The organism is Actinomadura parmotrematis (assembly GCF_019458805.1).
Classification (GTDB): Bacteria; Actinomycetota; Actinomycetes; order Streptosporangiales; family Streptosporangiaceae; genus Spirillospora; species Spirillospora parmotrematis.
Genome location: NZ_JAIBOA010000004.1, coordinates 48,284 through 73,168 on the forward strand (window position 1 = coordinate 48,284; position 24,885 = coordinate 73,168).

Below are 24,885 nucleotides of genomic sequence, written 5' to 3' on the forward strand. Positions count from 1 at the left end.
TCAGCCGACCGGGGCGTGCAGGGCGCTGCCGGCGAGCCAGCGGGACCAGGAGAGCTGCCAGTAGCCCCAGCCGTTGTTCCACTCCAGCGGCCGGTTCGTGCCGGTCACCGTGACGACGTCGCCGCGCATCGTCTGCCCGTAGTACCACTTGGCGAAGGCGGGCGCGGCGTTGACGCAGCCGTGGCTGACGTTGGCCCTGCCCTGCGAGGCGACCGACCAGGGCGCGGCGTGCACGAACTCGCCGCTGTTGGAGATGCGGACGGCGTGCCGCACCTTCAGCTTGTAGTAGCGCGGGTCCTTCTTGTCGGTGACGCCCATCCACGACGACGTCATGACGACCGGGTCGGCCTTCGCCATCGCCAGGTGCACGCCGCTGGTGGTGGTATAGGCGCGGGTGCCGCCCTTGCCGGCGCTGATCGGGGCGTTGCGGACGACGCGGCCGTTCACCCGCACCTTCATGCGGTGGGTGCGGGTGTTGACGACGCTGACGTGCGAGGCGCCGACGCGGAAGCCGGCGGACACGTCGGCGGCGCCGGTCACCTTGGGCGCCGACCGCACGCCGCGCAGCTTCGCGGTGAGCGTGACGCGCTCCCCGGCGGGCCAGTACCGCTTCGGCCGCAGGACGACCTGCCGGGCGCCCGTCCAGTTCCAGGCGGCGGGCACCGGCCGGCTCATGGTGACCCGCAGGGCCCGCTCGACGGCGGCGCGGTCGCGGATGTTGCGGTCGAAGGTGACGATCATCGGCATGCCGACGCCGACGGTCTCGCCGCGCCGCGGCGTGACGTCGGCGACGCGGAACGTCCCGGCCGGCCGGCCCGTCCGGAACCGGCTGGTGGACGCGGCGTCGGTGCCGGTGGAGGCGACGGTGTAGGAGGTGTCGGGCGCCAGCGGCCCGGTGGACCGCCAGGTGCGCCGGTCGGCCGACAGGGCGCCCGGCACGGTCCGGCCGCCGCCCGTCACCACGACCCGGCGGAGCGCGCCCGACGCCGAGGTGACGACGACGCCGTCGTCGGCGGGCGCGCCGGTCGCGCCGTCGCCCGGGACGACCTGGATGGGCGCGGACTTGGGCGTCAGGCGGAGCGGCTCGGGGGGCGGCTCGGCCGCCGCGGCGACCGCCTCGCCCTCGGGTCCGGCGGCGGCTCCGTGCGCGCCGCCGCACGCGGTGAGCGCCAGGGCGGCGGCGGCCACCGCCGCCGCGGGCTGCCAGGGTCCACGGGTCGTTCGCATCGGGTCCTCTTGGTCGCGCCGGGGAAACGGAAGATCACCGTGCGCGCCTGGATCGACACGTACGGTGATGCACCGAGCAACCTACGGCCTGCGGGGCGCCCGGAGCGGGCGGACCGGAGAACTCGCCGGATATCGATCCGGTGACGGCCGGGGTCAGGCGACCTGCGGCGCGCCGTCCGCGGGGTCGGGCGCGGCGGCCTGCGCCTCGGCCTGCGCCTCGGCCTGCGCGGCGGCGGCGCGGGCGCGGCCCTTCTTGGCGACCGAGATCGTCCAGGTGACCAGCGCGGCGACCACCGCGAACGGCAGCAGGTTGCCGACCAGCACCATCGCGCCGGTCGGCAGCAGCCAGGCGAGCGGGACGCGCACCGCGGCCTCGGCGACGAAGGCGAGCCCCCACACCAGCGTCAGCAGGTACTGCGCGCGCCGGAACCCCGGGTACCGCCACAGGTCGTTCCAGGCGGCGACGCCCCCGGCGGTGCCGCCGGTGGCGAACTTGCGGCCGAGGTAGAACATCAGCGGCCGGGGCAGCGCCAGGCTGCCGAGGTAGGCGAGGCCGAGCAGCCCGGTGATCGCCGAGTCCTTGAGGAACAGCAGCCGCGTCGAGTTGTAGGCGACGGCGCTGAGCGCGCCGAGCAGCAGCAGGACGAGCATGAGCACCCCGAACTCGTCGACGCGCCGCTTGACCGCCGCATGGCCGAGCGTCTCGACCGCCGGCCAGAGCGAGATCAGCAGCAGCGCCTGCACCTCGCCGAGGCCCTGGCCCTTCAGCAGGGGGTAGGTGGCGAACGGCAGCACCACGCCGAACAGCAGCGGCGGCGCGAGGGCGGCGATCCAGGACCTGCCCTGCCCGGGCGCGGTGTCGGCCATCCGGAACCCCTTATGTGTCGGATAAGCTCACGATCGTGAGTGAGAGCGTAACAGGACGGCGGTCCGGCGTGAACGCCTCGCGGGGCGCGGGTGTGGCGCTTGTGCCGTTCCTGTTCGGCGTTGCCGGCCGCGAGGAGCTGCCGGGCGTCGCGCTCGTCCGCCTGCTCGGCGACCTGGGGCTGACCCCGGGCGCCGCCCGTTCGCTCCTCGCCCGGATGCGCCGCGACGGCCTGCTCGCCGCCACCCCGCGCGGGCGCGGCGCCGACTACCGGATGGCCGGCCCGTTCCTGCAGGCGTTCCGGCAGATCAGGGACGGCGCCCGGCCGGCCCAGCCGCCCTGGGACGGCGGCTTCCACGCGCTCTTCTACAGCGTCCCCGAGGCGCACCGCGCCTACCGCGACCGGCTGCGCCGCGCCGCGACCCTCGCCCGCTACGGCCTGATGCAGCCCGGCGTGCTGATCTCCCCGGTGGACGCCCGCGACGCCCTCGCCGCCGAGCTCGGCGCCGAGCCGCCCGCCGGGACCGTGCTGCACGGCCGCGTCGAGCTGGACCTCGCGGACGCCGTCGCGGTCGCCCGCCGCGCCTGGGAGCTGCCCGTCCTGGAGCGCCGCTACCGCGACCACGCGGCCCGGCTCACCGCCGCCGTCCGCGCCGCCCCCGACCCGCCGGGCCCCTCGCCCGAGGGGCTCGCCGCCTACACCGCCCTGTTCGGCGGCGCGCTCGTCGACACCCTGCGCACGCCGCCGCGGCTCCCCGCCGAGCTGCTGCCGGACGGCTGGCCGCTGCCCGCCCTGCTGGAGGCGGTCGGGGCCGCCGCCCGGCACTTCGGCCCGCCCGTCGCCCGGTACGTGGGGGAGGTCGTGGCGGCGAGCCGCTGACCCCCCGTCCCGCGCTCCGACCTGCTGCGCCATACTCGGCAGCGGGGGACGATCACTGGGGAGGGGCGCGTGGTGCGCATCGCGGGCAGCCCGCTCGGCGCCCGCCGCCGGGCGCTCGGCTGGACGCTGGCGGCGGCCGGGCCCGTCCTGCTCGCCCTGGCGCTGCCGCGCGATGCGCTCGCCACCGACCTGCTGCTGTTCCTCGCCCTCACCGTCGTCGTCGCGCTCGCGGGCGGCCTCTGGCCCGCCGTCGCCGCAGCCGTCCTCGGGTTCCTGCTCGCCAACTGGTTCCTCACCCCGCCGCTGCACACCCTGACGATCGGGCGGCCCGCCAACCTCGTCGGGCTGCTGGTGTTCGTGGCCGTCGCGGTCGCGGTGTCGTCGGTCGTGGACCTCGCCGCCCGCCGCACCCGCCAGGCCGCGCGGGCGGGGGCCGAGGCCGCCACCCTCGCGATGCTCGCCACCACCGTGCTGCGCGGCGAGAACGCCCTCCCCGCGCTGCTGGAGCGCGTCCGCGACACCTTCGACGTGCGGGCGGTCGCGCTGCTGGTCCCGGACGGCGACGGCTGGACGGTCGCGGGCGCCGCCGGCGAGGACCCCGCCGCCGCCCCGGAGGAGGCCGGGACGACCGCGCGCGCCGGGCGCGGCGCCGTCCTCGCCCTGTCCGGCCCGGTGCGCGGCGCCGCCGGGCGCCGCGTCCTCGCCGCGTTCGCCGCCCGCGCCGAGGACGTCCTGGAGTGGCGCCGCCTCGCCGAGGAGGCCGACCGCGTCCGCCGCCTGGAGGAGGGCGACCGGGTCCGCACCGCGCTGCTGGCGGCCGTCTCCCACGACCTGCGCACCCCGCTCGCCACGATCAAGGCGGCGGTGAGCGGCCTGCGCGCCGGCGACGTCGCCTTCGACCCCGCCGACGAGGCCGAGCTGCTCGCCTCCGCCGAGGAGTCCGCCGACCGGCTGGACGGCCTGATCGGGAACCTGCTCGACATGAGCCGGCTGCGCACCGGCGTCGTCACCCCGCAGCTCGCCCCCGTCGACCTGCTGGACGTGCTGCCCGCCGCGCTCGCCGGCGTCCCGCGCGGCACGGTCGCGGTGGACGTCCCGGCGGACCTGCCGCCGGTCCTCGCCGACGCCGGGCTGCTGGAGCGGGCGCTCGCCAACGTCGCCGAGAACGCCGTCCGCCACAACGGCGGCGCCGCGCCGGTGGAGCTCGCCGCCGCGGCCGCGCCGGGCGGCCGGGTGGCGATCACCGTCGCCGACCACGGGCCCGGCGTCCCCGCCGCCGACCGGGCCGCGATGTTCGCGCCGTTCCAGCGGCTCGGCGACGTGCCGCGCGGCGACGGCGTCGGGCTCGGCCTCGCCGTCGCCCGCGGCCTCACCGAGGCGATGGGCGGCGCCCTCACCGCCGCCGCCACCCCCGGCGGCGGCCTCACCATGGTCTTCGAGTTGCCGGGAGGGGCGCCGTGACCCGCGTGCTGGTGGTCGACGACGAGCCGCAGATCGTCCGGGCCCTCCGCATCAACCTGCGGGCCCGCGGCTACGAGGTGGACGCCGCGCCCGACGGCCGCACCGCGCTGGAGCTCGCCGCCCGGCACCGCCCCGACGTGGTGCTGCTCGACCTCGGGCTGCCCGACCTGGACGGCGGCGAGGTCATCGCCGGGCTGCGCGGCTGGCTCACCGCCCCGATCATCGTGCTGTCGGCCCGGCACGCCTCGGCCGAGAAGGTCGCCGCCCTGGACGCGGGCGCCGACGACTACGTCACCAAGCCGTTCGGCATGGACGAGCTGCTCGCCCGGCTGCGCGCCGCGGTCCGCCGCGCCGCCCCCGCCGAGGAGGGCCCCGTCGTGGTGACGCCGGAGTTCACCGTGGACCTGGCCGCCCGCAAGGTCGTCCGGGACGGCGCCGAGGTGCGGCTCACCCCGACCGAGTGGCACGTCCTGGAGGTGCTGGTCCGCAACGCCGGGCGGCTCGTCGGGCAGCGGCAGCTGCTGCGCGAGGTGTGGGGGCCGTCCTACGAGAAGGAGACCAACTACCTGCGGGTCTACCTCGCCGGGCTGCGCCGCAAGCTGGAGCCCGACCCCGCCCACCCCCGCCACCTGATCACCGAGCCGGGGATGGGCTACCGGTTCGAGGCGCCCGGGGGGTGACGCGAACCCCCTCCGCCGGGCGGTTACGTTCGGCGCGCCATGCCTTAAAGTGCCAGACATGGACGAGGCGCCGGCGACGGCCGTGCAGCAGACCACCGACCCCGGCGCGCCGGGGCCGGACGCCGGCGCGGACACCGGGGCGGGCCGCGGCGGCGGGTTGAAGCGCTTCCTGCGGCGGATGACCTCGACCAAGAGCGAGCTGGAGGCCGAGGAGCTCCAGCAGGACACCGGCAAGGAGGGCGCCACGCCCATCGCCGGGTGCGGCGAGCGGACCCGCAACTGCGTGGCGGGTACGCTGCGTACCGTGACGCTGCGCCCCCGGGGCGGGGCGCCGGCGCTGGAGGCCGAGCTCTACGACGGCACCGACGTGGTCAACCTGGTCTGGCTCGGCCGCCGCCGCATCGCCGGCATCGAGCCGGGCCGCCGGCTGCGCGCCGAGGGCCTGGTCAGCCTCCAGGACGGCCGCAAGGTCATGTTCAATCCCCGGTACGAGCTGCGCGGCGGTTCCTGATCGGGGTCCGCACGAGGGCGACGAGGGGAACCGGGTGACATCGGTGGACGACGAGGCCGCGCGCGACGGCGCGCAGGGCGCCGCGACGGGCGCGGACGGCGCCGCTGCGGCGGACGCCGAGCTGCGCGCCGCCGTCCGCGAGCACGAGGAGGCCCGCGCGGAGTCCGCCGAGGAGTCCGCAGAGGAGGCCGCCCACGACACCGTGGAGGCGGCCGTCCGCGCCCAGCTCACCAAGGCGCTCGGCGGCGTCCGCGGCATGGTCGAGGCGGCCGTGCCGACGATCGGCTTCACCGCCACCTACCTCGCCGCGCACCAGGTCAAGCTCGCGGTGATCGTCGGGGTGGCGGCCTGCGTGGTGCTGCTGGCGGTCCGGCTGGCGCAGCGCTCCACCCCGCAGTTCGCGCTGAACAGCCTGGTCGGCATCGGCATCGCGGCGTTCTTCGCGCTCCGCTCGGGCAAGGCCGAGGACGCCTTCCTGCCCGGCATCCTGCTGAACGCCGGCTACGGCGTCGCGATGATCTTCTCGATCCTGGTGCGCTGGCCGGTCGTGGGGTTCATCATCGGCTCGGTCACCGGCGACCCGACGGCCTGGCGGGGCGACCCGGGCGTCGTCCGGCTCTGCTCGCGCCTCACCTGGCTGCTCGTGCTGCCGTGCGTGCTGCGGGTCGCGGTGCAGTACCCGATCTGGCTCGCCGCCGGCGACCAGGCCGGCCCGCTCGGCATCGCCAAGATCGCCATGGGCTGGCCGCTGCAGGTCGCCTCGCTCGCCGCGATGGTCTGGCTGCTCGCCCGCGGCCGCACCCCGATGCGGAGCCGCGAGACCGCCTGACCCGCCGCCCCGCCCGCCCCGCCCGTGCTGGCCGTGCTGGCCGGATGCGGCCGCGCGTGTGATCATGTGCGGGGCTACGCTCGTCCCAGGTGTGCCGGGAAGTCTGGTCGGCGAGTCATTCGGCGTCGTTCGAGGGCGATGAGGCGTGATGGACCTGGCCACCCGCTGTGGCACCACCGGCTGCACCGGCGCGATCGAGGACGGCTACTGCGTGGTCTGCGGCGCGCCGCCGACGCGGCCCGCCGCCGCCCCGCCCCGGCCGCGCGCTCCCGAACCGGTCCGCGCCGCCGCGCCCCGTCCCTGGAACACCGGTCCCGCCCGCGCGCTGGTGCGGATGCCGGTCGTCCCGCCGCAGGATCCCGAGGACGCCGTCCTCGCCGATCCGCACGTCCCCGAGGCCCGCCGGTTCTGCGGCCGCTGCGACGCGCCGGTCGGGCGAGGGCAGGGCGGCGCCCCCGGCCGCACCGAGGGGTTCTGCGGCAGGTGCCGCGCCCCCTACTCCTTCGCGCCCCGCCTGCGGCGCGGCGACCTCGTCGCGGGCCAGTACGAGGTGGCGGGCTGCCTCGCGCACGGCGGCCTCGGCTGGGTCTACCTGGCGCGCGACCGGCACGTCGCCGACCGCTGGGTGGTGCTGAAGGGCCTCCGCGACACCGGCGACGCCGACGCGCTCGCCGCCGCCGCGGCCGAGCGGCGGGTGCTCGCCGAGGTCGAGCACCCCGGCATCGTCAAGATCTACAACTTCGTGCGGCACGCCGGCGACGGCCACATCGTCATGGAGTACGCGGGCGGCCGCTCGCTCCGCGACCTCGCGGTGGCGCACCGGGCGGCGACCGGCGGGCCGCTGCCGCTCCCGCAGGTCCTCGCCCACGCCCTGGACGCGCTCGGCGCGCTCGGCCACCTGCACGAGCGGGGCCTGCTGTACTGCGACTTCAAGCCCGCCAACGCCGTCCAGTGCGGCACCGAGCTGCGGCTGATCGACCTTGGCGGCGTCCGCCGCATCGGCGACGAGGACGGCGCGATCTACGGCACCGCCGGCTTCCAGGCCCCCGAGATCGGCGACGAGGCGCCGAGCGTGGCGTCCGACCTGTACACCGTCGGGCGGACGATGGCCGTCCTCGCGTTCGAGTTCGCCGGCTTCACCGGCCTCTACCGGCACTCCCTGCCGGACCGCGACCGGGTGCCGCTGCTGGCCCGCCACGAGTCGTTCGACCTGCTGCTGCGCCGCGCCACCCACCCCGACCCGGCCGCGCGGTTCGCCTCGGCCGCCGAGATGGCCGAGCAGACCGCCGGGGTGCTGCGCGAGGTGCTGGCCGCCGAGGAGGACCGGCCGGTCCCCGCGCCGTCCGCCCGCTTCGGCCCCGAGACGCGGGCGCCGGGCGCCCGCGCCGGGGCGCTGCCGTCCCCGGCGGACCTGGCGGCCGCGCTCCCGCGCCCGCTGCCCGACGAGGACGACCCGGCCGCCGCCTACCTGGCGTCGCTGGCCGCCGCGACCCCCGCCGAGATCGTGTCGGCGCTGGACGGGGCGCACGTCGACTCCACCGAGGTGCGGCAGAGCCTCGCGCACGCCCGCCTGGTCCTCGGCGACACCGCCGGGGCCCGCAGGATCCTCGACGGCCTGCCGCGGGACTGGCGCACCCTCTGGTACGGCGCGCTCGCCGACCTCGCCCGCGGCGCGGCGGGCACCGCCGCCGACGGGTTCGCCGCCGTCCGCGCGCTGCTGCCCGGCGAGCTCGTGCCGAGCCTCGCCCTCGGACTCTGCGCCGAGCTGCGCACCCGCGCCTCCGACGCCGAACCCTGCTACGAGCGGGTCTGGACCACCGACCGGAACCTGCCGAGCGCCGGGTTCGGCCTCGCCCGCGTCCGCTTCGCCCTCGGCGACCGCTACGCCGCCGTCGACGCGCTGCTGGCGGTGCCGCCGCTGTCGCGCCACCACGCCGAGGCCCAGCTCGGCGCGGTCGTCGCCCGCCTGAAGGGCCGCGACCCGGCCGCGCTCAACCTGTCCGAGCTCGCCGACTGCGGGACGCGGGTGGCGGCGCTGGACCTGGACGACGGCCGGCGCCTCCGCGCCACCGCGCTCGTCCTGACGGCGGCGCTCGGCTACGTCCGCGCCCAGGGGGCGCCGCCCGCCGGGACGGCGGTGCTCGGCGTCCCGCTCACCGAACGCGACCTCGGGTTCGGCCTGGAACGCTGCTACCGCTCGCTGGCCCGCACCACCGACGACGCCGCCCGGCGGCTCGCCCTCGTCGAGCTGGCCAACTCCGCCCGCCCCCACACGCTGCGCTGACCCCCGGAAGAGGCGAGATCGCCATGACCACCGGACTGGACCTCCCCGACGTGCTGCCGGCCGTGCCGCCGCGGCCGGACCGGCGGGAGGTGAGCACGCCCGTCCTGCTGCGGGCGGCGGCCGCCCTCGCCGTCGTCGCCGCCCTGCTCTTCGGGACGGCCGCCGCGACCGGCGCCGCCGGGACGTCCGGGGACACCGGCCGCGCCCGCACCCTCGCCGCGCGGGCGGCCGCCGTCAGCGACCTGCGCGTCCGGCTCGCCGCGATGGACGGCGCCCTCGCCACCGCCCTCCTGACCGGCACCGACCACCGGGGGGACGGACCCGGCCCGCGCGCGGCCTTCGCCACCGCGCGGGCGGCGGCCGCCGCCGACCTGCAACGCCTCCAGGGCGCGGCGTCCGGCGAGCGGGCCGTGCAGCGCGAGCTGGACGGCCTGCTGGACGCGCTGCTGCGCTACCAGGACGCCGCCGCCCGGACGCTGCTGCTCGACGAGCAGGCCGCGCACGCCGAGGGCAAGGCGCCACCCGCCGTCCTGGCCGCCTATCGCGGGACGGTGGACCTGCTGAACGGCACCCTCATGCCCGCGACGGCGCGCCTCGCCGGCGCCGACGCGCTCCGGCTGGACGACGGGACCGCCGCCGCCCGGACCACCGCGCACCGCACCGTCGCGTTCACCGTCGCCACCGGCACCGGCCTCGTCCTCGCGCTGGTGCTCGCCCAGGTCGCCCTCGTCCGCCGCCAGCACCGGCTGGCCAACCCGCCGCTGATCGCCGCGACCGCCGTCGCCGTCGTGCTGGCGGTGGGGGCGGCGGCGTCCGGCGCCGTCGCGGCGCACCGGCTGGGGGAGGTCCGGCACGAGCGCGGCCACATCGCGCGGGGCCTCGCGGCGGCCCGGGAGGACGCCCACGCCGCCGAGGCCGCGCAGGCCCGCTACCTGCTGGACCCGCAGCGGCGCGCCGAGAGCGACGCCCAGTACACCGCGGCGTGGAAGAGGATGCTGGACTCCCCGGTCGCGGGGTTCGCCTACTGGCAGCTCGTGGAGGACGCGGGGGATCCCGGCGTCTGGGACGCCGATCCCTACGGGGCTTTCAGCGGGGAGGCGGGCGACGTCATGCGCGCGTTGCGCTCGTCCCCCGAGCAGCCGAGGGCGCTGGCGCTGCTGCGCGGCATGGCGGGCACCGCCCGCGCCGAACGCGCGGCCCGGCTGCTGGCCGACCGCGGCAAGGAGCGGGAGGCGATCGAGGCGCAGCTCCGCGCGGACGACGAGGCCGCCCGGCGCGGCCAGGGCGCCTTCCCCTACGACAAGGCGCTCACCGACCTGCTGGCCGAGCACCATGCGCGCGTGGACGGCGGCCTGCGGTCGGCGGCGGGCCTCGCGGACGGCTGGACGCCGCCGCCGCTCGCCGGCGCGGTCCTGGTCGCCGCCCTCGCCGTCGCCGGGATCCGGCCCCGGCTCGCCGAGTACCGCTGAGACGGCCGCGCCCCGATCACAGGGCGCGGCCGCAGGCGTCAGCGGGAGTTGAGGAGCTCCGCCAGCTCGTCCTCGACGTCCTGGCTGGCGACGAACAGCAGCTCGTCGCCGGGCTCCAGGGTGTCGTCGGCGCTCGGCACGAGCACCCGGCCCTCGCGCAGGATCGCCACGAGCGCGGTGTCGCGCGGCCACGCCACCGACCCGACGCGCTCGCCGCCGAGCGGCGCGTCCTCGGGCAGCGTCAGCTCCACCAGGTTCGCCTCGCCCTGCCGGAACGTCATCAGCCGGACCAGGTCGCCGACGCTGACGGCCTCCTCGACCAGCGCCGACAGCAGCCGCGGGGTGGACACCGCGACGTCCACGCCCCACGATTCGTTGAACAGCCACTCGTTCTTCGGGTGGTTGATGCGGGCGACGACCCGCGGCACCCCGTACTCGGTCTTGGCGAGCAGCGACACCACCAGGTTGGCCTTGTCGTCGCCGGTGGAGGCGACGACGACCTGGCAGCGCTCCAGCGCGGCGTCGTCCAGCGAGGCGATCTCGCAGGCGTCGGCGAGCAGCCACTCGGCCCGCGGCACCATCTCGACCTTGATGGCCTTCGGGCTCTTGTCGATGAGCAGGATCTCGTGGCCGTTCTCCAGCAGCTCCTGGGCGATGGAGCGGCCGACGGCCCCGGCTCCGGCGATCGCGACGCGCATCAGGCGCCCTCCTCCGTCCGCGCCGCGAGCGCGGTGTTGATCCGTTCGAGGTCGTCGGCGCGGGCCATCAGGTGCACGATGTCGCCGTCCTGCACGACCGTGGACCCGGCGGGGACGAGCGCCTCGCCCATCCGGGTGAGGAACGCGACGCGGGTCCCGGCGGCCTCCTCCAGGTCGGCGACCTTCGCGCCGACCCAGCGGTCGCCGGTGTCGATCTCGGCGAGCACCACCTGCCCGGTCGGGTCGCGCCAGAGCGGCTCGGCGCCCTCGGGCAGCAGCCGGCGCAGGATCTGGTCGGCGGTCCAGCGCACCGTCGCCACCGTCGGGATGCCGAGCCGCTGGTAGACCTCGGCGCGCCGGGGGTCGTAGATGCGCGCCACCACGTTGTCGACGCCGAAGGTCTCGCGGGCCACCCGGGCGGAGATGATGTTGGAGTTGTCACCGCTGGACACCGCGACGAACGCCGCGGCCCGCTCGATCCCGGCCTCGGCGATCACGTCGCGGTCGAACCCGAACCCGGTGACCCGGCGGCCCTTGAACCCGCTGCGCAGCCGCCGGAACGCCTCCGGGCTCTGGTCGATGATGGCCACCGAGTGGCCCTTGTCCTCCAGGATGTGGGCCAGGGTCGACCCGACCCGCCCGCATCCCATGATCACGATATGCACGGCCGTCCCTTCCCCGGCTGCCCGAGGATCGCTCGCAGTGATGATCCGTTCGGGCTGCAAAACTACACATCCGCCCAGGCGAGTACTACCCAACCAGGGACGTCGCAGCCGCCGGGGAGGTTCCCGCGCGACACGGCGCGGACCGGGACAGGGGCGCCATGGGGCCTCCGGGGCGACGGGCTAGAGTCTCGTCCGTGCCGAACGTTCCGGACCTCGTGAAGCGGCTGCTGCTGGGCCGCGCCCTGCGCAGCGCCCAGCAGCACGAGCAGTTGCTGCCCAAGCGCATCGCACTGCCCATCTTCGCCAGCGACGCCCTGTCGTCGGTCGCCTACGCGCCGCAGGAGATCCTGCTCGCGCTCGGCGTCGGCGGCCTGGTGATGTACTCCTACACGCCCTGGATCGCGCTCGCCGTCGTCGTGATCCTGCTCACCGTCGTCGCGTCCTACCGCCAGAACGTGCGCGCCTACCAGAGCGGCGGCGGCGACTTCGAGGTCGCCACCGAGAACCTGGGGAGCAACTGGGGCGTCGTCGTCGCCAGCGCCCTGCTCGTCGACTACGTCATGACGGTCGCGGTGTCGGTGTCGTCGGGGGTGGAGAACCTCGGCGCGCTGCTGAAGTTCCTGCAGCCGCACGAGGTCGTCGTCGCGCTCGCCATCGTGGCGCTGCTGACGATCGCGAACCTGCGCGGCCTGAAGGAGGCCGGCATCGCGTTCGCGATCCCGACGTTCCTGTTCATGTTCGCCATCGTGGTGATGCTCGTCTGGGGCGGGGTGCGGCTGCTGTTCGGCGCCGACCTGCAGGCCGAGACCGCCCACCTGGTGATCAAGGGCGACGAGATGAACGCCACCGGCTTCGCCCTCGTCTTCCTGCTGCTGCGCGCCTTCTCCTCCGGCTGCGCCGCGCTCACCGGCGTCGAGGCCATCAGCAACGGCGTCCCGGCGTTCAAGAAGCCCAAGGGCGAGAACGCCGCCGCGACGCTCCTCATGCTCGGCGCCGTCGCCATGACGATGTTCGGCGGCGTCACCGCCCTCGCCTACGTCACGCACGCCAAGTTCGCCGAGCCCGACCAGGGCAGCCACCTGTTCGACCCGCACACCGGCAAGGAGGTCACCGACGCCGATCCGGTGATCGCCCAGGTCGCGCACACGGTGTTCAGCAACTTCAGCCCCGGCTTCGCGCTCGTCGCCGTCATGACCGCGCTCATCCTGTTCCTGGCCGCCAACACCGCCTTCAACGGCTTCCCGGTGCTCGGCTCGGTGCTCGCCCAGAACCGCTACCTGCCGCGCCAGCTCCACACCCGCGGCGACCGGCTCGCCTTCAGCAACGGCATCATCATCCTCGCCACCATGGCCGGGCTGCTGATCTACGCCTACGACGCGTCGGTGAGCCGCCTCATCCCGCTCTACACCGTCGGGGTGTTCGTCTCCTTCACCGTCAGCCAGGTCGGCATGGTCCGGCACTGGAACCGGCTCCTGGCCACCGAGGCCGACCCCGTGCAGCGCCGCCGGATGAGGGTCTCGCGCGGCATCAACGGGTTCGGCGCGGTCCTCACCGGCGTCGTCCTCGTCGTCGTGCTCGTCACCAAGTTCCTGCTCGGCGCCTACATCGTCGTCATCGCGATGCCGGTGCTGTTCCTGATGATGAAGGCGATCCGCCGGCACTACGACCGCGTCGCGGTCGAGCTGGAGCCGTCCGGCGAGGACGTGGCGCTGCCCGCCCGCAACCACGCCGTCGTCCTCGTCTCCAAGATCCACAAGCCGACGCTGCGGGCGCTCGCCTACGCCCGCGCCACCCGCCCCTCCACCCTGGAGGCCGTCACGGTCGCGGTCGACGCCGAGGAGTCGCGGCGCCTCCAGGAGGAGTGGGACGCCCTCGACATCCCCGTCCCGCTGAAGATCCTCGACTCCCCGTACCGGGAGATCACCCGGCCGGTGCTCAAGTACGTCAAGGGCGTGCGCCGCAAGAGCCCCCGCGACGTCGTCACCGTCTTCATCCCCGAGTACGTCGTCGGCCACTGGTGGGAGCAGCTCCTGCACAACCAGTCGGCGCTGCGCCTGAAGGGCCGGCTGCTGTACCAGCCGGGCGTCATGGTCACCAGCGTCGCCTGGCAGCTGCACTCCTCCGACCGGCTGAAGGGCCGCGCCGAGCCGCCCGGCCCCGGCTCCTCGCGGCGCCCGCCGCGCGCTCTGCCCCCGGAGCAGGTCCCCGGTGGCGGTATCGTTTCGGACCGTGACAACTGATCCCGCCACCGGAGACCTGCTCGACCTCGACGTGGAGAACGTCGCCAACGGCGGCTTCTGCGTCGCCCGGCACGAGGGCCGCGTGGTCTTCGTCCGGCACTCCCTGCCCGGTGAGCGGGTCCGCGCGCGGATCACCGACGTCACCAGGAACTTCCTGCGCGCCGACGCCGAGGAGGTCCTGGAGGCGTCGCCCGACCGCGTCCCGGCGCCCTGCCCGTTCGCCGGGCCCGGCCGCTGCGGCGGCTGCGACTGGCAGCACGCCTCGCTGCCCGCCCAGCGCCGCCTGAAGGCCGCCGTGGTGCGGGAGCAGCTCGCCCGCCTCGCCGGCATCGACCGCACCGTCGTGGTCGAGGAGGTGCCCTACCCCGTCTCCGACGAGGTGACGCCCGACCCCGGCCTCGGCTGGCGCACCCGCGTCCAGTTCACCGCCGACGACGGCGTCATCGGCCTCCGCAAGCACCGCTCCCACGACATCGAGCCCGTCGACGAGTGCCTCATCGCGCACCCGGGCGTGGAGATGATGGGCATCGAGCGCAAGCGCTGGCCCCGCATGTCGTCGGTCGAGGGCGTCGTGTCGGCGTCCACCGGCGACCGCCTCGTCGTGCTGCGCGGCTCCCGCAACGCCCGCGTCCCGCGCCTGGACGTCCCCGTCCGCCTGGTGCGCGGCAAGCCGGAGGCGGGCGCCGCCCTGCCCTACGTCCGCGAGGAGGTCTCCGGGCGGCTGTACCAGGTGTCGGGCAGCGGCTTCTGGCAGGTCCACCCCGGCGCCGCGCAGCTCCTCGCCGACGCCGTCGTGCAGGCCCTCGAACCGAAGCCCGGCGACATCGCCCTCGACCTGTACTGCGGCGTCGGCCTGTTCGCCGGCGTCCTCGCCGACCGCGTCGGCCGCGACGGCCTCGTCGTCGGCGTCGAGTCCGACGGGCAGGCCGTCCGCGACGCCAAGTTCAACCTGCGCGACCTGCCGCACGTCGCGATCGAGCGCGGCCCGGTCGAGGAGGTCATCAAGGACCTGGAGTTCGGCCGCGCCGACGCGCCCGGCTCGGGCCGCTCGCAGAACAAGCGCGGCACCGGCCACCGCGGCGGCGCCCGCGTCCGCGGCGCCGACATCGTCGTCCTCGACCCGCCCCGCGCGGGCGCGGGGCGGGCCGTCGTCGACCGGATCGCGCACCTCGCCGGCCGCAAGATCGCCTACGTCTCCTGCGACCCGGCGACGCTGGCCCGCGACCTGGCCTACTTCAGCGAGAAGGGCTGGACCCTGGAGTCCCTCCGCGCCTTCGACGCCTTCCCGATGACCCAGCACGTCGAGTGCCTGGCCGTCCTGGTCAGGGGCTAGCCGCCGGCCCCGCTCAGCCGAGCAGCGCGGCGAGGTGGCGCCACTTGTCGTTCTTGGACCACGTGACGACGCTGTCGTGCTTCCGGGCGTCCTGGTACAGGTCGTCCTTCTCCATGGTCACGACGGCGACGGCGTTGGCGTAGCCGGTCACGGCGGTCCCGGGCACGCGCCCGGTCAGCAGGACCTCCCCGTCGGACTCGGCGAGGCTGCCGACCGTGTGCGACCGGCCGTCCGTCGGGAAGAAGCCGGCGAGCCGCCGCCGCTGCTCGGTGCTGAGATCGACGATCCGGCAGTCGTCGCCGAGCCGCGCCAGGTCGATCTCGATGATCGGCGACCACTCGTAGGCGCGCCGGATCCGCTTGGTGCCCGAGGCGTAGGAGGTCAGGCTGCAGATCCGCGCCCGCGCGCTCCTGATCGCCGTGGAGATGTACTGGGTGGCGTAGTTGTCGCCCGACACGTGCTGGATGGGCAGCGCGTGGGCGTACGGGTTGGCGGCGAAGATCGGCACGTCCTGCGGCCACGCCTCGAGCCGCTGGTAGGCCGCCATCCGGTCCAGCACCGACGTCAGGTCGCTGAACAGGCCGCTCCAGCCGCCCTCCGGCTCGATGCCGACGGGCGCGCCCTCGGCCAGCTCGTTGGCGAGGTTCTTGGACTGCGACCGGATGCGGATGGCGCGGTAGACCTTGCGCACGTCCGGCCGGCGCTGCAGGAACGCCGCCGCCGTCTCCTCGTAGCCGAACCCGAGCGTGCCCGGCGGGTTCGGGTCGTAGGCGGCGCGGATCCGCCCCCGGTAGCCGTCGAGGTCGGTGGTCCACGACACCCAGTCGAACGGCGCGTACCCGTCCTTCAGCGCCACGTGATGCCACGGGACCTTCTTGTTCTCGGTCGCCTTGTCCCCGTCGAGCACGATCATCGGACCCCCTCGTCCGCCGGCGCGGCGCCGCTCCCCGCCGCCGCTCAGCCCAGCATCCGCAAGGCCCAGAAGGAACGCCACGCCGCGTCACACTCTCGTCACCCCCAGGCCACCCCCGCCCGGCCGAGCCACCGCCGCCGTCCCCGGCCCGCGACCCGCGCCCCCGCAGCTCACCCCACCCACCACCGGCCCGGCACACCGCGACCCCTCGCCTGGCAGCTTCCGGCCACCCCTCCGCCCCCACCCCGTGACCACCCGGTCGCCTCAGGTCGAGATGCGGCGTGTTGGCCTCTTTCGATCTCCACGGAGGCCAACACGCCGCATCTCAACCGAGAGCGCGCGGCATGAAGATCCGCAAGGCGGAGCCCGACGCATCGGTCGTGCCGGGGCCGGGTGCGCGCCTACTGGTCGGCGGGCGGGGCGGCTGCGGGTGACTTGACGAAGATGCCCATGCCGGTGACGGTCTCCACGAGGTCCTCGTCCTTGAGCACCTGGACGGCCTTGCGCAGCGTGTCGCGGGCGACGCCGTAGACCTGTTCCATCTCGACGAGCGACGGGATGCGGCGGCCGGGAGGTATCGCGCCGCTCTGGATCTGGGCGCGCAGCTGGTCGGCGATCTGCCGGTACGGCGGGATCGGTCCTTCCCGGTCGAGAGGCTCCATGATCTCAAAGTTAGGTGTCTAGGGATGGCGCGCGATAGCTAGGGGCATCGCTAGTAGGGGGTAGACGGGGGTAGTACACCCGTCTTAACCTGGCGTCATGAATTCGCGGGAGCTGCGCATCAGGGGTTGGGACGTGGTCGTTCCGGCGAGTGCCGCCGTTTCGTGGCGGGCTCGGCGGATCGGGCGGCTGACGGACTACCAGCGCCGGTGCGGCGCGCTGGAGGAGGTGATCGCGAACAATCCGGGCGAGCTGGCGATCATCTGCCACGCGCAACGCGAGCTCGTCCTCATGCTCGGCGCGGCCGAGCGCATCGGGCGCAACGGGTTGGCCGGGCTGTGATGGGGCCGCGCGGGCGAGTCGTGGGTGACAGCGGGTGAGGCGGCGGTGGGGGAGACGTACCGGGGCCTGCGGGGCGACGTCCTGCGGGAGATCGAGGAGTGGTACCCGGGGGTGCGGGCCTGGCGGGGGAGTGCCACCGGTTCCTGCTGGGCCTACGTGCCGGGGCGGGCCGGGGGCCGGGGCGCGCTGGTCGAGGCGCCGCATCCGGCGCGGCTGGCCGAACTGGTGGCCGCGGCGTGGGAGCGGCCGTGAGGGAGGCCGCGGACGTTGACGGAACTCGTGGTGACGCCCGCCGGGGGCGGGGTCTACTTCCTCACCGAGGCCGCCGGCGGCGATGTGGTGGCGACCTTCTACACCGAGGGCGACGGGTGGTGGCGCGGGCGGGCGCCGTCCGGTGCGGTGAAGCGGTTCTTCGTCGGGGACGTGCCGGACGCGCATCTGGTCGCGGCCGGGCGGCTGCGGGGAATGTGAACGGCGCCGCCCGCCTCCGGGGAGGCGGGCGGCGCCGTGCCGTGCGGGGTGGTGCCGCTCAGGCGGCGTGGCGGTTCACCAGGACGTTGGCGAGGACCTTCGCGATGGTCTCGTCACCCACCCGATGCGCCTCGATGTAGGCGAGGACGTCGATGGCCTCGGCCGCGGTCAGTTCGGAGATGGGCTTGCCGGCCCAGGCCGGCGCCGCGGCGTCGTCGCTCGCGATGCCCTCGGTGGTGTCGCCCTCGACCGTGCCCTGGAGCACCTCGGCGGCGACGGCAGGCGTTTCGTACAGCAGTGACATGAGTGATCCCCCCTGGCCCGTACATCTCCTTAGACGCGCCGTCCAACCCGGAGGTTGGTCACGGACGGGTATCGATGTGAAAGCGGGTGTTTGGCGGGACGGATGAGAGCATCGCGAACGTGCTCAGTTCACGCCAGCTCGGCTACTTCCAGGCGGTCGCCCGGGAGCTGCACTTCACCCGCGCCGCCGAGGCGCTGCACATCGCGCAGCCCGCCCTGTCCCAGCAGGTCCGCAAGCTGGAGCGGCAGCTCGGCGTCACCCTGTTCGACCGGAGCGGCCACCGCGTCGCGCTCACCCCGGCGGGCGCCGCGCTGCTCGCGCACGCCGACCGCGTCCTCGCCGACCTCGCCGCCGTCGAGGACGAGATGCTCGGCTGGTCCACCGGCCTGCGCGGGCGCCTGCGGCTCGGCGTCGCCCGCGGCCTCGTCGCGCAGCTGACGGGCCTGCTCGCCGACTACTGCGCCGCGCATCCCGGCGTCGAGGTCGAGCTGCGCGAGCACAACACCGACGAGATGGCGGCGGGCGTGCGGGACGGCCGCCTGGACGTGGCGACGCTCGCCGCCGCGCCCGAGCGCGACGGGACGCTGGCGGAGGCGCCGCTCGGCGCCGAGCCCCTCGTCCTGGCCGTCGGCCCCGGCACGCCCCTGGCGGGCCGCGCCCGGATCGCCGTCCGCGACCTGGACGGGGTGGACCTGGTGCTGTTCCCGCGCGGCTCGGCGATCTCGCGGCTCGTCCGGGACGCCCTCGACGCCGCCGGCGTCCACGCCCGCGAGCGGTTCGAGAGCCGCGAGTACGGGACGGCGCGGTCGCTCGCCGCCGCCGGGCTCGCCGCCGCGTTCATGCCGCGCTCGGTCGCGGCGGCGCCCGGACCGGCGGTCGCGGTGCTGGAGCTGGACCCCGCGCCCGTCTGGCGCCCGGTGCTGGTGTGGTCGGCGCGGCGGCGGCCCGCGCCCGCGCTCGCGGCGTTCCTGGAGATGGCGCGCGGCCGCGACCTCATAAGCGGAACCTCTGGCCGCGAGCCCGACCGGATATTGGACGACTGATCATCGGCGGGCGCAGCATGGTGACCACTTCGAGAGAGGCAGGACCGCCATGGATCGCACCGAACGCGGACGCCACGAGTACCGCGCGCTGATCGGCATCGACGCCGCCACCGGGCTCGCCGCCGTCCGCGCCCGCTCCCCGCAGCTCCACGACACGATGATCGAGAGCGTGTTCGCGGGGCCGATGGCGCACGCCGAGCTCGGCCGCGCCGACCGCGAGCTCGCGACCGTCGCGATGCTCGCGGCGCTCGGCGGCGCCGAGCCGCAGCTCGCCACGCACACCCGCGCCGCCCTCGCCCAGGGCGTCGCGGCCTCCGAGCTCGTCGCGCTCGCCGAGCACGTGGCGTCGTACGCGGGGTTCCCGCGGGCGCTGAACGCCCTCGCCGTCATCGACGAGGTGACCGGCGGGCAGCCGTTCGCCGAGCGGCGCATCCGGCTCCGCGACCACGAGACGCGCGCCGTCCAGCACGGCGAGGACGGTCCCGCCGTCGTCCTGCTGCACGCCCTCGGGCTGGACTGGCGGATGTGGGAGCCGGTCATGCGGCTGCTGCCCGGCCGCCGCGTCATCGCCTACGACCTGCGCGGCCACGGCCACGCGCAGGGCTCGCCGACCCCCTTCACCATGGACGACGCCGCCGCCGACCTCATCGGCGTGCTGGACGCCTTCGGCCTCGACCGCGCGCACGTCGTCGGCCTGTCCTACGGCGGCGGCATCGCGCAGGTCGCGGCGGCCGCCCACCCCGAGCGGTTCGCGTCGCTGGCGCTCCTCGCCACCACCGACCACCCCTTCGCCTCGTTCGAGGACCGCGCCCGGTCCGGGGAGGCGGACGGCATGGCCGCGCAGGTCGTCCCGTCGCTCACCCGCTGGTTCACCCCGGCGGCGCTCGCCGAGAACGCCTGGCCGGTCCGCTACGCGCGTGAGCGCGTGCTGCGCGGCACCCCGGCCGATTGGGCCGGCGCCTGGCGCGCCTTCGCCGGCGTGGACGTGCAGGACCGCCTCGCCGACTTCCCCGCGCCCGTGCTGGTGCTGGCGGGGGAGCTGGACGCCTCCACCACCCCGGAGATCATGAAGGGGCTCGCCGCCCGCGTCCCCGGCTCGACCTACCGCGAGCTGCCCGGCGCCCCCCACATGATGTCCCTGGAACAGCCCGCCCTCGTCGCCGCCGCCCTCGACAAGTTCCTGCCCGCCGCCCCTACGCCTTGACGCCGACGCCGACGCCGACGCCGCACGTCCGGGTCGCCGAGGACGGCGTCAGGGTCGCGCAGGCCGGCCCGCACGATCGCGGTGCTCGCGTTGCCGCGCGTGGGCGGCCCGGCCCTGAGGTCGAGGAACTGCCGGACGCCGAGCCCGGTCAGGTACCGGATCGCCCGGCCGAGGAACCGCCGGTTCGACCCGGCCCGTTCCGCTTCCGCGCCCCTGCGGCAGCGCGCCGGCAGGGCGGCGGGGCCGGTGCGTCCGTCCGGCGGGTCAGTGCGGCAGGAGGGTGGCGAGCAGGCCGACCGCCACCGACGCCACGGTGGCGATCAGGGAGAGCAGGGCGACGGTGTGCCGGAAGCGGTCGTCGAGCTGCCCGTGGGTGACCTGCTCGCGCTCGGCGGTGACGAGCCGGTCCGCCAGCTCGTCCAGCAGGCGGTTCTGGTCGTCGATGCGGCGCTCGCGCACCTCGCCGCGCTCCACCGCCAGGACGAGCCGGCCCTCCAGCTCGGCCAGCCGGACGTCGAAGCCGCGGCGCAGCTCGGCGAGCGCGAGGTCGACGGTGGCGGATCCTTCCTCGGTCACGGTGCATCAGCCCCCTTCGTGTCGGGGGTCCGTCGCCGCCGGCCCGGTCCGCGGCGGCGGGCCTGATGCCAGGATAGGAACGTACCGGTAACTTCTCAAGGGATGGCCGGTACATCCGGTAAGCCAGCGGGGTAGGAAATTTCCCACCTTCCCTTACTAGATGTTCCTTAATGTTTCCGCCATGCTGGAGGGCATGGCCGGAGAGCTGGACCGCGAGCGGGTCGCCAAGTACGTCGTGGCGCGGCGCGGCGCCCTCGGCCTCACCCAGGAGCGGCTCGCCGAGCGCGCCGGGGTGACGGTGAAGACCGTCTACAACCTGGAGGGCGGGGGGCGCTGGCCGCAGGCGCGCACCCGCTCGGCACTGGAGGCCGCGCTCGACTGGGAGCCCGGCGACCTCGGCCGGATCGCCGAGGGCGGCGAGCCCGCCGGGGCGAACGGCGACGGCCCGGACGGGGCGCTGCGCGAGCTGGACGAGCTCGCCGCCTACTTCACCGACCTGCGCGACGGTCCCGGCGACCGGCGCCGGATCGCGTTGCAGTTCCTGCGCGCCCTCTATGGCGAGCCCGGCGGCCGCTGAGATTCTCAGAAAGTTCAGATTTCCGGTACTGACCGGTTGTTGCCGGGTTGACCGAGGGGCAGACTGGTTGCGCCGGGCCGGGTCAGGAGTGCCGCGGGCGCTCCTGGAGTTCCAGCGGACGAGGAGGCCGAGCGATGCGCGCAACGGGCACGGCCGCCGCCGTCGCGGCTTGCACGGCCGCCGCCGGGGCCGCCGCGTGGTCGCCGACGCTGTTCCGCGCGGCGATCGCCGCGGGCGCGGTGGCGTTCGCGATCGGCGCCGTCCGGGCGGCGCGGGAGATCCACGATCGGCAGGTGCGGATCCTGCGCGGCCTCGACACCCAGACGGCCGTGCTGCGCGAGGCGGCCCGCGCCGCCCGCGACGAGCCGCGCCGCTAGCGGTTCAGGACCGCCAGAACAGCACCTTGGCGCTGGCGTTCTCGACCGTCCCGGCCGCCGCGCCGTACTGGGCGACCTGGACGCGCACCGAGCGGTTCTTGGCGACCGAGTCGGCCGACACGGCGTAGACCAGGTTCAGCGGGTCGCCGGTCGACTCGAAGTCCTGCACCGGGCCGCCCTCGTAGCCGGTGCCGGTGGTGTCGGCCTCGATGACGCGCACCTGGACGCGGGTGCCGGCCGGGACGCCGCCCACCCGGACGGAGGCGGTCAGGGAGTAGAAGGCCGGGCCGTTGAGGACGCCGGGGCCGCCCCCGTCCGGGTGCTGCTTCTCGGCGTCGGAGTACTCGATCTCCCAGGAGAGCGTCGTCCAGGACCCGGGCTGCAAGGGCTGCGCCCTGGTCGTTCCGACCGACACGTAGTCGGGCATGTCGTCCTCCTGATCGGGGGGATGGGTGGGGGACACGCCGGGCTTCCACTGGCCGTAGTCGGCGGCCGTCGCGCGGTCGTAGTCGAGGCCCACCCCGTTGATGACGTGGTCGTTGGAGTACTGCTGGAGCTGCGCCCGCGCGTCCCAGAGCCCGCCGGACCAGGCGTAGGTCTGCCACCCGTAGGCGATCTTCTGGGCGTCGAAGGCGCGCTTGACGGGGTAATAGCCGCCGTAGAGGCCGACGCGGGCGCGGCCGATGACCGACGCGGCGCCGTCGAGGTAGGCGTTGATGGCGGTCTGCTGGGCGGCGGTCGCGTCGAAGTCGACGGCGAAGTAGATCGGCCGGTCGGCGGGCATGCCGCACGCGGCGGCCTGCGCGGCGGCGTCCCTGGCGTCGGCGGTGCCGCCCGCCCGGCCGGACAGGGCGCGGTCGGCGGTGGTCTCCCACACCACGACGAGCCAGATGCCGGCGGCGGCGAGCTGCCGCGCCTCGGCCTTGGTGAGGTTCTTGCCGGTGGTGTCGTGCGACAGGTAGCGGCAGGCGAACTTCACGCCCGCCCTGGTGAGCGCGGCCGGACCGGGGCGGCCCCACGCGTAGTCCACGCCGAACACGGCCATGGCTGCTCCCCACCTCGCGACTGATGCTTGACGATTTAACCGCTTCGCGGGGGTGTGTCGCAGCAGATTGGCGGACGATCAGGGCGGACCGGTGGGAAAGGGGACGCCGCCGCGCCCGCCGCTCCCGGGGCCTTGACCAAAGGTTGGCGGCACCGGCGCCGCCGCGCGGCGCGGACGCTAGGCGGCGGCCGCCGGACTGGCTACAACGGAGCTGATCACGATCTTCGACCAGGTCACGGGGGGCCATGTTGATCCAGGAAGGAGCGGGACCGAGCCGGGCGCGGGGGCTGGCCGTGCTCACCGCGACGCCGCTGCTGGCGCTGGTCCCGGTGCTCGGCGCGACGGCGCCGGCGCGCGCCGACGGACCCGTCCAGGTGCACCACCGCAAGCACTACCACCACAAGCACGGCGAGCGCGGCGGGCACCGGCGCGGCGGGCACGGCGGGCACGGCGGGCACGGCGGGCACGGCCCCGTCCGGCCGGTGCGCGCCAAGAACAAGGCGAAGAAGCGCGCGAGCGGGCGCACGGTGCCCGTCCGGCCGGCCTCGTTCGCCATCGAGACGTCGGGTCCGAGCGCCCCGCTGGTCCCCGGCCGCACCTACAGCTGGCCGTTCTCGATGACCAACGACGGCGGCCGGGCCGCCTCCGGGACGGTGCTGCGGACGCCCCTGTCCGGGGCCCTGGAGTACGTGTCGGGCTCGTCGTCCTGCTCGTTCGCGGGCGGCGGCGACGCGGGCGCCCCCGCCGCGCCCCGGGGTCCCGGCTCGGCCGCGGACGCGGGGGAGGCCGCGCCGTCCGGCGCCGTGGTCTGCCGGGTCGGCGACGTCCAGGCCGGGCGCACCGTCGAGGGCGTGATCACCGCCCGGGTCTCCACCGCGGTGCGGCCCCGGCAGCGGATCAGCAGCACGGCCACGCTGAGCTGGGGATCCTCCCGGATCGTCAAGGCGTTCCCGACGGCGGTGGTGGCCGACACCGCCGACCTGTCGCTCACCAAGCGGGGGCCGTCGGCCGTCCGGCCCGGCGGGACCGTGCCGTACGAGATCACGGTGCGCAACGCGGGGCCGTCCCGGGCCGAGAACGTCGTCGTGACCTCCCGCGCGCCCGCGACCGTGGTCGAGAACGACAGCACCTGCACCGGCGGGCCCGGCGCGACCGGACCGGCGGGGACGTCCGGGACGTCCGGGACGTCCGACGCGTCCGGGACGTCCCCCGGCTCCCCGGCGGGCGGCACGGCCGGGAGCGCGTACTCGTGCTCGGTCGGCTCGCTGGACGTCGGCGAGAGCAGGACGATCCACACCCGCGTGCAGCCCGGCCGGGGCGCCAAGCCGGGGACGGTGCTCCAGGCGCCGTCCTCGGCGCGCACCGACACGACCGAGCTGGAGCTCGGGAACAACACCGCCACCGTCCGCACGAAGATCGTCAAGCCGGCGGCCGCGCGGCCCGCGGACGACGGGCAGGCCCGGCCGGTGAAGGTGCCGCACCGCCCCGCGCACGCGGCGTGCGCGCCCGGCCGCCCCGGCACGGGCACGGCGAACGGCGCGAGCGGCACCAACAGCGCGAACGGCGCGGCGGGCGGACGCCCCGGCGCGCCCGGATGCGCGGCCGGGCACGCGAACGCGCAGCAGTGCGCGGCGGCGTCCGGCGGTTCGCCCGGCCGCCAGGGCGGCATGCCCGGACGTCCCGGCACGGGCACGACCGGCGGCGCCTCGAGCCAGGCCGGACGGCCCGCCTGCGGCTCCGGCCACGCGCGCCCCGACCAGTGCACGACGGGCTCCGGCGCCTCCGGCACCTCCGGTACCTCCGGCGGCGGCGGCCCGAACGGCTCCGCGCCGGGCCGCGGCGGCGCGTCCAACGGCGCGCCCGGCTGCGGTTCCGGGCACGCGAGCCCGGACGAGTGCGCGGCGGCGTCCGGCGGACCGGCGGGGCAGCAGGGCGGCGCCCCCGGCCGCACCGGCCCGCACGCCCCGACCGGCCCGACCGGCCCGAACGGCTCCGCCGGCCAGGGCGCCCGCCCCGGCGCCAAGCCCGGCTGCGTCACGGGCCGCCAGGCGTGGGCGCCGGACCGGGCGGGCTCGGCGCGCACCGGCGGCCTCCCCCACACCGGGTTCGGGACGGGGCTGCTGGTCGACGCGTCGGTCGGCCTGGTCGGCACCGGCCTGATCCTCACCCGCTTCGCCCGCCGGCGCCGCGAGAGCTGAGCGGGCGGCGGGGCCGGGGACCGCGACGCGCGG

At 75.8% G+C, this 24,885-nt stretch carries 27 protein-coding genes; 17 read left to right on the forward strand and 10 right to left on the reverse strand.

Features of this window, described 5'->3' with window-relative positions; translation table 11 throughout:
• On the reverse strand, nt 1–1,227 hold the full coding sequence (locus tag K1Y72_RS07510) for a L,D-transpeptidase (protein WP_220164613.1): 1,227 nt from the start codon (nt 1,225–1,227) through the stop codon (nt 1–3).
• Between the two features lie 153 nt (nt 1,228–1,380).
• Nucleotides 1,381–2,094 carry a VC0807 family protein gene (locus tag K1Y72_RS07515; RefSeq protein ID WP_220164615.1) on the reverse strand — a complete coding sequence of 238 codons (714 nt, stop codon included), beginning with the start codon at nt 2,092–2,094 and terminating at the stop codon, nt 1,381–1,383.
• 92 nt (nt 2,095–2,186) lie between these two features.
• Here K1Y72_RS07515 and K1Y72_RS07520 point away from each other — a divergent pair, with 92 nt between their 5' ends.
• The 7 genes from K1Y72_RS07520 (at nt 2,187) to K1Y72_RS07550 (ending at nt 10,206) form a co-directional block, all read left to right on the forward strand.
• Entirely contained in the window at nt 2,187–2,972 is a 786-nt protein-coding gene (locus K1Y72_RS07520) for a hypothetical protein (protein ID WP_220164617.1), read from the forward strand.
• A 69-nt stretch (nt 2,973–3,041) separates the two neighbouring features.
• The gene (locus K1Y72_RS07525) at nt 3,042–4,433 is read left to right on the forward strand and encodes a sensor histidine kinase (protein ID WP_220164619.1); all 1,392 of its coding nucleotides are present in this window, start codon (nt 3,042–3,044) and stop codon (nt 4,431–4,433) included.
• A complete protein-coding gene (locus K1Y72_RS07530) occupies nt 4,430–5,113 on the forward strand; it encodes a response regulator (RefSeq protein ID WP_220164621.1) in 684 nt (227 codons plus the stop codon). Before K1Y72_RS07525 ends, K1Y72_RS07530 begins: the two co-directional genes overlap by 4 nt.
• A 58-nt stretch (nt 5,114–5,171) precedes the next feature.
• A complete protein-coding gene (locus K1Y72_RS07535) occupies nt 5,172–5,624 on the forward strand; it encodes an OB-fold nucleic acid binding domain-containing protein (protein WP_258572093.1) in 453 nt (150 codons plus the stop codon).
• A 34-nt stretch (nt 5,625–5,658) separates the two neighbouring features.
• Complete coding sequence (locus K1Y72_RS07540; protein ID WP_372452847.1) at nt 5,659–6,453, forward strand: DUF3159 domain-containing protein; 795 nt, start codon at nt 5,659–5,661, stop codon at nt 6,451–6,453.
• A 148-nt stretch (nt 6,454–6,601) separates the two neighbouring features.
• Complete coding sequence (locus K1Y72_RS07545; protein ID WP_220164623.1) at nt 6,602–8,737, forward strand: serine/threonine-protein kinase; 2,136 nt, start codon at nt 6,602–6,604, stop codon at nt 8,735–8,737.
• Nucleotides 8,738–8,760: 23 nt separating this feature from the next.
• The gene (locus K1Y72_RS07550) at nt 8,761–10,206 is read left to right on the forward strand and encodes a hypothetical protein (RefSeq protein WP_220164625.1); all 1,446 of its coding nucleotides are present in this window, start codon (nt 8,761–8,763) and stop codon (nt 10,204–10,206) included.
• Between the two features lie 38 nt (nt 10,207–10,244).
• Here K1Y72_RS07550 and K1Y72_RS07555 read toward each other — a convergent pair whose 3' ends face one another.
• Nucleotides 10,245–10,904 carry a potassium channel family protein gene (locus K1Y72_RS07555; RefSeq protein WP_220164627.1) on the reverse strand — a complete coding sequence of 220 codons (660 nt, stop codon included), beginning with the start codon at nt 10,902–10,904 and terminating at the stop codon, nt 10,245–10,247.
• Nucleotides 10,904–11,569, reverse strand: a complete 666-nt coding sequence (locus tag K1Y72_RS07560) for a potassium channel family protein (protein WP_220164629.1) — start codon at nt 11,567–11,569, stop codon at nt 10,904–10,906. Before K1Y72_RS07560 ends, K1Y72_RS07555 begins: the two co-directional genes overlap by 1 nt.
• A gap of 194 nt (nt 11,570–11,763) precedes the next feature.
• Between K1Y72_RS07560 and K1Y72_RS07565 the strand changes: the two genes are divergently transcribed.
• On the forward strand, nt 11,764–13,809 hold the full coding sequence (locus tag K1Y72_RS07565) for an APC family permease (RefSeq protein ID WP_220164631.1): 2,046 nt from the start codon (nt 11,764–11,766) through the stop codon (nt 13,807–13,809).
• The gene (locus K1Y72_RS07570) at nt 13,799–15,142 is read left to right on the forward strand and encodes a class I SAM-dependent RNA methyltransferase (protein ID WP_220164633.1); all 1,344 of its coding nucleotides are present in this window, start codon (nt 13,799–13,801) and stop codon (nt 15,140–15,142) included. Before K1Y72_RS07565 ends, K1Y72_RS07570 begins: the two co-directional genes overlap by 11 nt.
• Before the next feature lie 13 nt (nt 15,143–15,155).
• Here K1Y72_RS07570 and K1Y72_RS07575 read toward each other — a convergent pair whose 3' ends face one another.
• Both K1Y72_RS07575 and K1Y72_RS07580 read right to left on the reverse strand, forming a co-directional pair.
• Entirely contained in the window at nt 15,156–16,055 is a 900-nt protein-coding gene (locus tag K1Y72_RS07575) for a hypothetical protein (protein ID WP_220164635.1), read from the reverse strand.
• A gap of 401 nt (nt 16,056–16,456) precedes the next feature.
• Nucleotides 16,457–16,717, reverse strand: a complete 261-nt coding sequence (locus K1Y72_RS07580) for a GntR family transcriptional regulator (protein ID WP_220164637.1) — start codon at nt 16,715–16,717, stop codon at nt 16,457–16,459.
• 97 nt (nt 16,718–16,814) lie between these two features.
• On the opposite strand from K1Y72_RS07580, the gene K1Y72_RS07585 reads away from it, so the two are divergent.
• From K1Y72_RS07585 to K1Y72_RS07595, 3 genes are read left to right on the forward strand one after another with little or no spacing between them, the layout of a single operon-like run.
• Nucleotides 16,815–17,057, forward strand: coding sequence for a hypothetical protein (locus K1Y72_RS07585; protein WP_220164639.1), 243 nt, complete (start codon nt 16,815–16,817; stop codon nt 17,055–17,057).
• 24 nt (nt 17,058–17,081) lie between these two features.
• Nucleotides 17,082–17,309, forward strand: a complete 228-nt coding sequence (locus K1Y72_RS07590; RefSeq protein WP_220164641.1) for a hypothetical protein — start codon at nt 17,082–17,084, stop codon at nt 17,307–17,309.
• A 15-nt stretch (nt 17,310–17,324) separates the two neighbouring features.
• Nucleotides 17,325–17,528: a hypothetical protein gene (locus tag K1Y72_RS07595; protein ID WP_220164642.1), complete on the forward strand. Its 204-nt coding sequence runs from the start codon at nt 17,325–17,327 to the stop codon at nt 17,526–17,528.
• Nucleotides 17,529–17,586: 58 nt separating this feature from the next.
• On the opposite strand, the gene K1Y72_RS07600 is transcribed toward K1Y72_RS07595, so the two are convergent.
• Complete coding sequence (locus K1Y72_RS07600; protein ID WP_220164644.1) at nt 17,587–17,832, reverse strand: hypothetical protein; 246 nt, start codon at nt 17,830–17,832, stop codon at nt 17,587–17,589.
• A gap of 119 nt (nt 17,833–17,951) precedes the next feature.
• Between K1Y72_RS07600 and K1Y72_RS07605 the strand changes: the two genes are divergently transcribed.
• Both K1Y72_RS07605 and K1Y72_RS07610 read left to right on the forward strand, forming a co-directional pair.
• Complete coding sequence (locus K1Y72_RS07605; protein WP_220164646.1) at nt 17,952–18,875, forward strand: LysR family transcriptional regulator; 924 nt, start codon at nt 17,952–17,954, stop codon at nt 18,873–18,875.
• A gap of 49 nt (nt 18,876–18,924) precedes the next feature.
• A complete protein-coding gene (locus K1Y72_RS07610; RefSeq protein WP_220164647.1) occupies nt 18,925–20,079 on the forward strand; it encodes an alpha/beta hydrolase in 1,155 nt (384 codons plus the stop codon).
• Here the strand turns inward: K1Y72_RS07610 and K1Y72_RS07615 are convergent.
• On the reverse strand, nt 19,977–20,312 hold the full coding sequence (locus K1Y72_RS07615; RefSeq protein ID WP_220165126.1) for an SAM-dependent methyltransferase: 336 nt from the start codon (nt 20,310–20,312) through the stop codon (nt 19,977–19,979). The two genes, K1Y72_RS07610 and K1Y72_RS07615, sit on opposite strands and share 103 nt — an antisense overlap.
• Nucleotides 20,313–20,343: 31 nt before the next feature.
• Nucleotides 20,344–20,655: a hypothetical protein gene (locus K1Y72_RS07620; RefSeq protein ID WP_220164648.1), complete on the reverse strand. Its 312-nt coding sequence runs from the start codon at nt 20,653–20,655 to the stop codon at nt 20,344–20,346.
• Between the two features lie 181 nt (nt 20,656–20,836).
• Here K1Y72_RS07620 and K1Y72_RS07625 point away from each other — a divergent pair, with 181 nt between their 5' ends.
• Nucleotides 20,837–21,232 (forward strand): helix-turn-helix domain-containing protein, encoded by a 396-nt coding sequence (locus tag K1Y72_RS07625; protein WP_220164649.1) that lies wholly within the window; start codon nt 20,837–20,839, stop codon nt 21,230–21,232.
• A 134-nt stretch (nt 21,233–21,366) separates the two neighbouring features.
• Entirely contained in the window at nt 21,367–21,609 is a 243-nt protein-coding gene (locus tag K1Y72_RS07630) for a hypothetical protein (RefSeq protein WP_220164650.1), read from the forward strand.
• 4 nt (nt 21,610–21,613) lie between these two features.
• Here K1Y72_RS07630 and K1Y72_RS07635 read toward each other — a convergent pair whose 3' ends face one another.
• The gene (locus K1Y72_RS07635) at nt 21,614–22,654 is read right to left on the reverse strand and encodes a glycoside hydrolase domain-containing protein (protein ID WP_220164651.1); all 1,041 of its coding nucleotides are present in this window, start codon (nt 22,652–22,654) and stop codon (nt 21,614–21,616) included.
• 293 nt (nt 22,655–22,947) lie between these two features.
• On the opposite strand from K1Y72_RS07635, the gene K1Y72_RS07640 reads away from it, so the two are divergent.
• On the forward strand, nt 22,948–24,852 hold the full coding sequence (locus tag K1Y72_RS07640; protein ID WP_220164652.1) for a DUF11 domain-containing protein: 1,905 nt from the start codon (nt 22,948–22,950) through the stop codon (nt 24,850–24,852).
• Nucleotides 24,853–24,885: the final 33 nt, after the last annotated feature.

Bases quoted from the DNA above. Each gene is read 5' to 3' on its own strand.
- K1Y72_RS07510 (WP_220164613.1), bottom strand. From the start codon at position 1,227: ATGCGAACGACCCGTGGACCCTGGCAGCCCGCGGCGGCGGTGGCCGCC.
- K1Y72_RS07515 (WP_220164615.1), bottom strand. From the start codon at position 2,094: ATGGCCGACACCGCGCCCGGGCAGGGCAGGTCCTGGATCGCCGCCCTC.
- K1Y72_RS07535 (WP_258572093.1), top strand. From the start codon at position 5,172: ATGGACGAGGCGCCGGCGACGGCCGTGCAGCAGACCACCGACCCCGGC.
- K1Y72_RS07545 (WP_220164623.1), top strand. From the start codon at position 6,602: ATGGACCTGGCCACCCGCTGTGGCACCACCGGCTGCACCGGCGCGATC.
- K1Y72_RS07550 (WP_220164625.1), top strand. From the start codon at position 8,761: ATGACCACCGGACTGGACCTCCCCGACGTGCTGCCGGCCGTGCCGCCG.
- K1Y72_RS07555 (WP_220164627.1), bottom strand. From the start codon at position 10,904: ATGCGCGTCGCGATCGCCGGAGCCGGGGCCGTCGGCCGCTCCATCGCC.
- K1Y72_RS07575 (WP_220164635.1), bottom strand. From the start codon at position 16,055: ATGATCGTGCTCGACGGGGACAAGGCGACCGAGAACAAGAAGGTCCCG.
- K1Y72_RS07580 (WP_220164637.1), bottom strand. From the start codon at position 16,717: ATGGAGCCTCTCGACCGGGAAGGACCGATCCCGCCGTACCGGCAGATC.
- K1Y72_RS07585 (WP_220164639.1), top strand. From the start codon at position 16,815: ATGAATTCGCGGGAGCTGCGCATCAGGGGTTGGGACGTGGTCGTTCCG.
- K1Y72_RS07600 (WP_220164644.1), bottom strand. From the start codon at position 17,832: ATGTCACTGCTGTACGAAACGCCTGCCGTCGCCGCCGAGGTGCTCCAG.
- K1Y72_RS07610 (WP_220164647.1), top strand. From the start codon at position 18,925: ATGGATCGCACCGAACGCGGACGCCACGAGTACCGCGCGCTGATCGGC.
- K1Y72_RS07625 (WP_220164649.1), top strand. From the start codon at position 20,837: ATGCTGGAGGGCATGGCCGGAGAGCTGGACCGCGAGCGGGTCGCCAAG.
- K1Y72_RS07630 (WP_220164650.1), top strand. From the start codon at position 21,367: ATGCGCGCAACGGGCACGGCCGCCGCCGTCGCGGCTTGCACGGCCGCC.
- K1Y72_RS07635 (WP_220164651.1), bottom strand. From the start codon at position 22,654: ATGGCCGTGTTCGGCGTGGACTACGCGTGGGGCCGCCCCGGTCCGGCC.